The following is a 6,780-nucleotide window of genomic DNA, read 5'->3' as shown; positions in this document are numbered from 1 at the left end:
TCACGTCATCGACCAGGGCCTCCGTGCGTCTGCCTGGCGACGCGGACACCAGGCAGACGCACGAAGAAGCCACTTCAGACGACGCCTCCGCCTCCAGATGCTAGAGATCTAGCCCTGTAGTACTAGAACCGTACGAGCTCGCGCAAGACCTCAGGGGAAGTGATCCGGATCTGGGTCACTTCCCCTCGGCGCTGCCGGATATGAAATCTCGCGCCGGAGGAGATGTTCACGATCGAAGCGCCGGACCCCGGCGTCGCCGTCTCCCCGCAGGCGCCGTTCTTCGTGTTCCAGCAGGCGGAGGGCTATCGAGTCCCGGCCTGGCCGCCGGTCGAGGGCGAGCAGCGCCCGATGATGCACCTCGACTTCCAGGTCGGCGATCTGGACGAGGCGATCTGGACGAGGCGGTCGCGCTGGGCGCGACCCGTCGCCGCCGTCCAGCCCCAGGAGAAGGTCCGGGTGCTTCTCGACCCGGCGGGCCATCCCTTCTGCCTGTGCTTCGACGCGGGATAGCCGACGCTGGCGCGATCCACGTCCAGCCGGTAGCCGCCGACGGACCCCGCGACAGCGCACCCCGGATGAGCAGGGCACGCCTGACAGCACGCTGTCAGGCGTGGCTCAGTGGCGTCTCAATGGTGTCTCAGAACGCGTCTGAGAACTGTCGCAGCAGCCGCCGCTCGGAGCCTCGGGCACCTGTCCTTCGAAGCCGCCTACCCTCCACCAAGGACGAAAAGTCTACCCATTCGCCCCTTTTGTACCATCATGACCGTTTCATGTGAGCCCCTGAAGGCCACCATGACGGCGTTAGACGCCGTGAAGGCTCCCATCAGGGCACACGGCAAAGCCTGGGGTGGCGACTGAAGGGGACTTACCCTCCACTCAACCTTGCAAAAGTCCCCTTCACCAGAACAGACCATGTGAAAGTCCCCGTCAGTCAACGTGGCCCTAGGCACCAAACTGGACGCCATGACATCAGTTTCCGGACGCCTTCTCAGTGGTGCCTCAGTCGCGTGTGCGGGCCGTGCCAGCGGTCCACGCCAGTCTTGCCGTCGAGGGCCGAACGTGGCCCACGACGGGAGAGGCGGGAAACATCATGAGCGAGCTCGTGCACGACGTGGTGATCGTGGGGGCCGGACCGGTCGGGCTGTTCCTGGCCGGTGAACTTGGCCAGGCAGGCTGCTCTGTCCTGGTGCTCGAGCGGGAGACGGAGCCCGGCTCGCCTTGGCGGACGGCCCCGCTCGGGCGCCGGGGGCTGTCCGCCGCGTCGGTCGAGGCGTTCTACCGCCGCGGGATGCTGCACCAGCTGCTGACAGCGGCGGGCGGCACCGAGGATCCCGACGCGGACCGGCCGTCGGTCCCGCGCGGGGTGGGCCATTTCGCCGGGATGAGGCTCGATCCGGCCAAGGTCGACGCCGCCGCTCCGCGGTTCCGGCTTCCCAGCCCGGCGACGGACGCCGTGATGGCGAGCCTCGAAGCGGTCGAGGCCGTGCTGGCCGAGCGGGCAGGCAAGTTCGGGGTGGAGATCCGGCGCGGCGTCACGGTCTCGGGCATCGCGCAGGGCGAGACCGGCGTGGTCGTCCGCGCCGGTGAGCACGAGTACGCGGCGCGCTGGGTCGTCGGCTGCGATGGCGGACGCAGCGCGGTGCGTGGGCTCGCGGGCTTCGAGTTCGTCGGTACCGAGCCGCAGTTCACCGGCTACGTCGCGCTCGCCACCATCGCCGATCCCGAGAAACTGCGCCTTGGGTTCACGCTGACGCCGACTGGTATGTACGTCCGGCCGCCCACCACGGACGGGCACATCAGCATGATGGATTTCGACGGCGGCGCGTTCGATCGCTCGCAGCAGCCGACTCGCGAACATCTTCAGGCGGTGCTGCGCCGCGTGTCCGGTACCGATGTGACGCTCAGCGACGTCCGGCTCGCGTCGACCTTCACCGATCGGGCGATGCAGACGACGACGTACCGGCAGGGCCGCGTCCTGCTCGCGGGCGACGCCGCCCACATCCATTCCCCGCTGGGTGGGCAGGGCCTCAACACCGGACTCGGCGACGCCATGAACCTGGGCTGGAAGCTCGCGGCGACCGTGCGGGGGCACGCGCCGGACGGCCTTCTCGACACGTACACCCGCGAGCGTCACCCGATCGGCGCGTGGGTGCTCGACTGGACGCGCGCGCAGGCCGCCGCCATGAAGCCGGACCCGCACGCCCAGGCGATCCAACGACTGATTCGCGACCTGCTCGACACCCGGGACGGAACGACCTACGTGTTCGAGAAGATTTCGGGCTCGTCGATCCGCTACGACCTCGGCAGCGACCTGCCGCTGGCCGGCCGCAACGCCCCGGACTTCCGTCTCGAGGACGGCACTCGCCTCGGCGACCTGCTGCAGGCCGGACGCGGCGTCGTGCTCGACTTCAGTGTCGACCGGTGCCTGCGAGGTTCGGCGAGGGGCTGGGAGAACCGGATGCGGTACGTGGCCGGTCCGGCGAGAAACGCCCTCGGCTTCGGTGCGGTGCTTGTCCGGCCCGACGGCGTAGTCCTCTGGGCCGGTGACCGCGACCCCGATTGTGGCGCGTTCGAGCGGGCCGCCGGCCAGTGGTTCGGCAGTCCGTCGCTTTGACGCAGCCATCCCTTTCCCGACCGAGTTCCTGGAGCACAGAATGACAATCACCCTCCGAGCGGGCAGCACTGTGCTGTTCACCGGCGATTCGATCACCGACCCCCAGCGGTTCGAGAGCGAAGACGGCCGCGAGGTCGGCTACCCGCTGCGCATCGCGGACGAGTGGGGACTCCGGCACCCGGACCGGGCCGTGACCTGGCTGAACTCCGGGATCGCCGGCCACAAGGTGATGGACCTCGAAGCCCGCTGGCAGGCGGACGTGCTCGACGCGCGCCCGGACGTGGTGTCGATTCTCGTCGGCATCAACGACGTCGGCTGGCACACGCTCGACCCGGACGGCCACGTGATTACCGCGGCGGACTACGCGGCCGGGTATGACCGCCTGCTCGCGCCCCTCACCGAGGCCGGTACTGAGCTGATCCTCATCGAACCGTTCCTCCTGCCCGTTCGTGGCGACGTCGAAGCCGGTGACACGCGCGTCGGCGAGGAGGTCCGGAAGGAATGGCGCGCCGATCTGGACCAGAGGATCCAGGTCGTGCACGAGCTCGCCGTCAAGTACGACGCGGACATGCTCGCCGCCGACGACCTGTTCGCCGGGCTCGCCGCGTCGACCGGGCCGGAGTACTGGTCCGCGGACGGCGTGCACCCGACGCCTGCCGGTCACGCCGCACTCGCGACGGCCTGGCTGCGCCTGGTCGCGTAACCGGGGTGCGGGGTATCAGCGCTGCTTGTGACGAAACCAAGACATGATCATGACGGTACCTGGACAAACCGCTGCCAGGCTGAAAGCACATCCTCGATCTGCTCGATGAACGGGCCTAAGGGGTAGGTGTGAGCCGGTAAGGAAGCAGTACACGGTCACGACGACGAGGGAGCGCAAAGTTTCGCGTCGTGTGTTTCGACCTCACGTGTGTCGTCCCGTGAAGTGGTCCTGAATTCGTCCTGAAATGCGCAAGGACTCGTGCTCTTCTATGGCTGTTAATGCACCCACAATGCTGGATGTCCATGGCTTGTCGCAAGAGCCGGGTACGACGAGAACCCGGCGGGATCAGGCGATCACCGTGAGTGCGGTGTTGCTCATCGCGGCGGGTTCGGCCTCGCCGTCGACGGCACGCGGCGCCTGCACAGTGGGCGTTCCGCCGCGGCGATGGTGCCCGTCGGCATCCGGGTGCTCTTGGGGGTACGGCCCGTCTGTGAGTACACGACAGGCCTGGAAACCGGGCTCAACACGTTCTGGACGGCCGCGAGATGGTGGCTTCTAGTACGGCTACGCCAGAGCCGATCGCCGAAATCGGTTGCAATTGATGAACCAGGAGAAAGGAGTGTGTGCCATCACTGAAATCACCATCGACGGCTTCTTTCCTTGCCCCAGTCCGCAGCTGACGGCCGGTGATTCGGCGGCCAAGGTCGCGGCCGTTGCCGTCTACGCCTCGGATCCGATGACCAAACTGGGCGCGACGAGCATTCTGGGGGCCGATGAGCGGTTGACCGTGGTCGCCGAAGACGACTTCGTGCTGGCTGACGTGATCGTGGTGCTGGAGGAGTTCCTTGGCTACGACATTTTCGCCTTCCTGCGCGAGGTCCGAGCCTCGTCTCGGCGCGAGTCGCCGCCGCGCTGCGTGATCGTCACCGAGCGGACTCTGCCCGATGCGCTGCTGACGGCGATCGAGTGCGGCATGGCAGCGATGCTGCCGCTGGACGACACCGAAGGTGCCGAGTTGGTGCGCACGACCCTCGCGGTCAGCCAGGGCGGGGCGTTGTTGTCGCCCCGGCTGCAGGGCTGGCTGCTGAACCGGCTGGAGCGGGTGCGGCAAGACGTGCTGGAGCCCCACGGACTCACGTTGTCCGGTCCGTCCGAGCGGGAGCGGGACGTTCTGCGGTTGCTGGCCGACGGCTATGGAACGGACGAGATCGCAACCGAACTGAGCTACTCGGCGGGCACGGTGAAGAACGTGCTCCACGGCCTGATGACTCGTTACGGCCTCCACAGCCGCGCGCACGCGGTCGCCTTCGCGCTGCGTACCGCGGTGATCTAGCCGCAGGACGCGCGCGAAGGTGGAGCCGACTCCGCTGAGGGACTTTCGGACAGACTTGCTGGCCGGAAGCACCTCGGTGCGGCGTTTTCGGCGAAAAATGCCGGATAATGCCCGCGGGATCAATTCGGCGCAGGTGCAGGGTAGTTCCGTCCGGTATCGGGTTCCCGCGACGTAGTTCGGACATTTCTGCTCACCGAAAGTCCCTGATCCACTTGTAGTCGGCTAATTCACATTCGGCACATGTGCGCTGCCGGTTCGAATTGGGGCAGGCTGGTTTGGTGACGGTGACAAATTGTCGGGGTGGACTGTTGCATCTCGAGATACTCGGCCGGCTTCGGGCCTGGCAGGGGGAGGCCGAGATCCCGCTCGGCTCGCCGCAGCAGCGGGCCGTGCTCGCGATGCTCGTGCTGCGCGAGGGTGCGCGCCCAAGCGCCACCCGTTCGCGGTGGCGGCCAACAGGACGGCCTCGCACGACGGGTTGACCATGCAGGCCAGCAAGCCCGCGTCAGGCAGCATGAACCCGCCGGACCGCCAGCTCGGAGAACGCGCGTACCGGGGCAGGTGATCTGTCTGCCCCCATCGGGACCGCTGGCACCCGGGGTGGTGCAAAGCGGCTTCGGCGACCCCCTCGTGCTCCATGATCGTCAGCGCCGGGCGCCGCGGGCCCAGCGGCTGGTCGCACGTCTGGCAGTCGATGACCCACAGGTTCGCCGCCAGCAGTTGATCACCTGTCGGTGCGATGAGGTTTGTGCGCCCTCACCGTGCGGACGAAGGGGTGTGATCGGGTGTCTGGTGGTCGTCGGGAGAACGTACTGTGCCGCTGCCTGCCACCGTCGCGACGATGGCCTGACCGGCCGCGGCGACGCACATCAGGATCAGCGGTACCTGCCAGCCGGAGCTGACGGAGTGCAGCAGCCCGAAGAGCACCGGCCCGATCGCTGCCAGCAGGTAACCGATCGACTGTGCCATCGCCGACAACGCGCCCGCTCCGGCCGCGTCCTGGGCGCGCAGGCCGAGGAAGGCCAAGGCGAGCACCAGGCAGACGCCGCCACCCAGCCCGAGGATGACCGTCCACACCACGGCCCATTCCGGCGCCATCAGCAGTCCGAGGTAACCGGCGAGCAAGATCAGCGAGTTCACCATCGCCAGCGCGCGCTGGTCACGTGCCCGGCGCAGCAACGCGGGCGCGGCCAAACTGGTCAGCACCGCGACGACTTGGAACAAGAACAGCAGCCATCCCGCTGCCGCGGGAGTGAAGCCCGTGTCCTGGACCACCCCGGGAAGCCAGGTCACGATGACGTAGAAGCCCAGTGACTGCAGTCCCATGAACGCCGTGACCGCCCATGCCAGACCCGATCGCCAAGGCAGCCGGTGTCCGCCGCGAACCGTCGTCGAGACCGGTGGCGGGGTCCTCCGCAGCTGGGGCAGCCACAGCGCGATGGCGACCAGTGCGAGCACGATCCAGAAGCCCAACGCGGTGTGCCACCCGCCAGGCGCGACCTCGCTGATCGGTACCGCGACCCCCGAGGCCACTGCCGCGACGCCACCCATGACCGTGGCGTATGCGCTGGTCAGCAGGCTCACCTTGGTGGGGAAGTCGCGCTTGATCAGGCTCGGCAGCAGCACGTTGCCCACCGCGATGCCCGCCCCGATCAGCACGGTTCCGGCGAACAGGCTGCCCGTCGTCGGGACCCAGCGGATCGCGATCCCCAGTGCCAGCACCACGAGCGCGGCCCCGAGAACCCGCTCGGGTCCGCGCCGTGCGGCCAGCCGCGGGACCATCGGGGATACCGCCGCGAACGCCAGCAACGGCAACGTGTTCAGCAGGCCGGCCACGGCTGGGGAGAGCCCCAGGTCCGTCTGCACGCGATCGAGCAACGGCCCGACACCGGTCAGGCTCGGCCGCAGGTTCGCCGCCACCACCAGCAGGCCCAAGATCAGCAACGCCTGGCCGGAACGCCGCGTCGGCTGCTGTGTGTCCGGTGCGGAACTCATGTCAGCAGGCCTCATCGCGTGACTTTGTCTTCATGCGGACATCGTCGACCTCTACCGCGGCGACAACCAGGCCGCGGTTAGGCGGGCCCTCACAGGGCGACCCTGATCAGTGCGCGCTCAGCGAGTGGCACGGTA

General features: G+C 68.0%; 6 protein-coding genes. 5 read left to right on the top strand and 1 reads right to left on the bottom strand.

Translation table 11 applies throughout. The features are described from left to right. Positions 1 to 222: 222 nt before the first annotated feature. The 5 genes from QMK34_RS38040 (at position 223) to QMK34_RS38020 (ending at position 5,132) form a co-directional block, all read left to right on the top strand. A complete protein-coding gene (locus QMK34_RS38040; RefSeq protein ID WP_326419624.1) occupies positions 223 to 510 on the top strand; it encodes a VOC family protein in 288 nt (95 codons plus the stop codon). Positions 511 to 1,090: 580 nt separating this feature from the next. Further along, a complete protein-coding gene (locus QMK34_RS38035; RefSeq protein WP_326419623.1) occupies positions 1,091 to 2,614 on the top strand; it encodes an FAD-dependent oxidoreductase in 1,524 nt (507 codons plus the stop codon). A 40-nt stretch (positions 2,615 to 2,654) separates the two neighbouring features. Next, the gene (locus QMK34_RS38030) at positions 2,655 to 3,317 is read left to right on the top strand and encodes an SGNH/GDSL hydrolase family protein (RefSeq protein WP_326419622.1); all 663 of its coding nucleotides are present in this window, start codon (positions 2,655 to 2,657) and stop codon (positions 3,315 to 3,317) included. 619 nt (positions 3,318 to 3,936) lie between these two features. Further along, complete coding sequence (locus QMK34_RS38025) at positions 3,937 to 4,650, top strand: response regulator transcription factor (RefSeq protein ID WP_326419621.1); 714 nt, start codon at positions 3,937 to 3,939, stop codon at positions 4,648 to 4,650. 308 nt (positions 4,651 to 4,958) lie between these two features. Further along, positions 4,959 to 5,132, top strand: a complete 174-nt coding sequence (locus QMK34_RS38020; protein ID WP_326419619.1) for a hypothetical protein — start codon at positions 4,959 to 4,961, stop codon at positions 5,130 to 5,132. 274 nt (positions 5,133 to 5,406) lie between these two features. On the opposite strand, the gene QMK34_RS38015 is transcribed toward QMK34_RS38020, so the two are convergent. Beyond that, positions 5,407 to 6,645: an MFS transporter gene (locus QMK34_RS38015; protein WP_326419618.1), complete on the bottom strand. Its 1,239-nt coding sequence runs from the start codon at positions 6,643 to 6,645 to the stop codon at positions 5,407 to 5,409. Positions 6,646 to 6,780 lie beyond the last annotated feature (135 nt).

This window comes from Amycolatopsis sp. H20-H5 (assembly GCF_035828755.1).
In the GTDB taxonomy this organism is placed as follows: domain Bacteria; phylum Actinomycetota; class Actinomycetes; order Mycobacteriales; family Pseudonocardiaceae; genus Amycolatopsis.
This window is presented reverse-complemented; position numbering and strand designations above follow the sequence as displayed.

What these genes read in the sequence shown, in the direction of transcription:
- QMK34_RS38035 (WP_326419623.1), top strand. Translation starts at nt 1,091, where the DNA reads ATGAGCGAGCTCGTGCACGACGTGGTGATCGTGGGGGCCGGACCGGTC.
- QMK34_RS38040 (WP_326419624.1), top strand. Translation starts at nt 223, where the DNA reads ATGTTCACGATCGAAGCGCCGGACCCCGGCGTCGCCGTCTCCCCGCAG.
- QMK34_RS38030 (WP_326419622.1), top strand. Translation starts at nt 2,655, where the DNA reads ATGACAATCACCCTCCGAGCGGGCAGCACTGTGCTGTTCACCGGCGAT.
- QMK34_RS38015 (WP_326419618.1), bottom strand. Translation starts at nt 6,645, where the DNA reads ATGAGTTCCGCACCGGACACACAGCAGCCGACGCGGCGTTCCGGCCAG.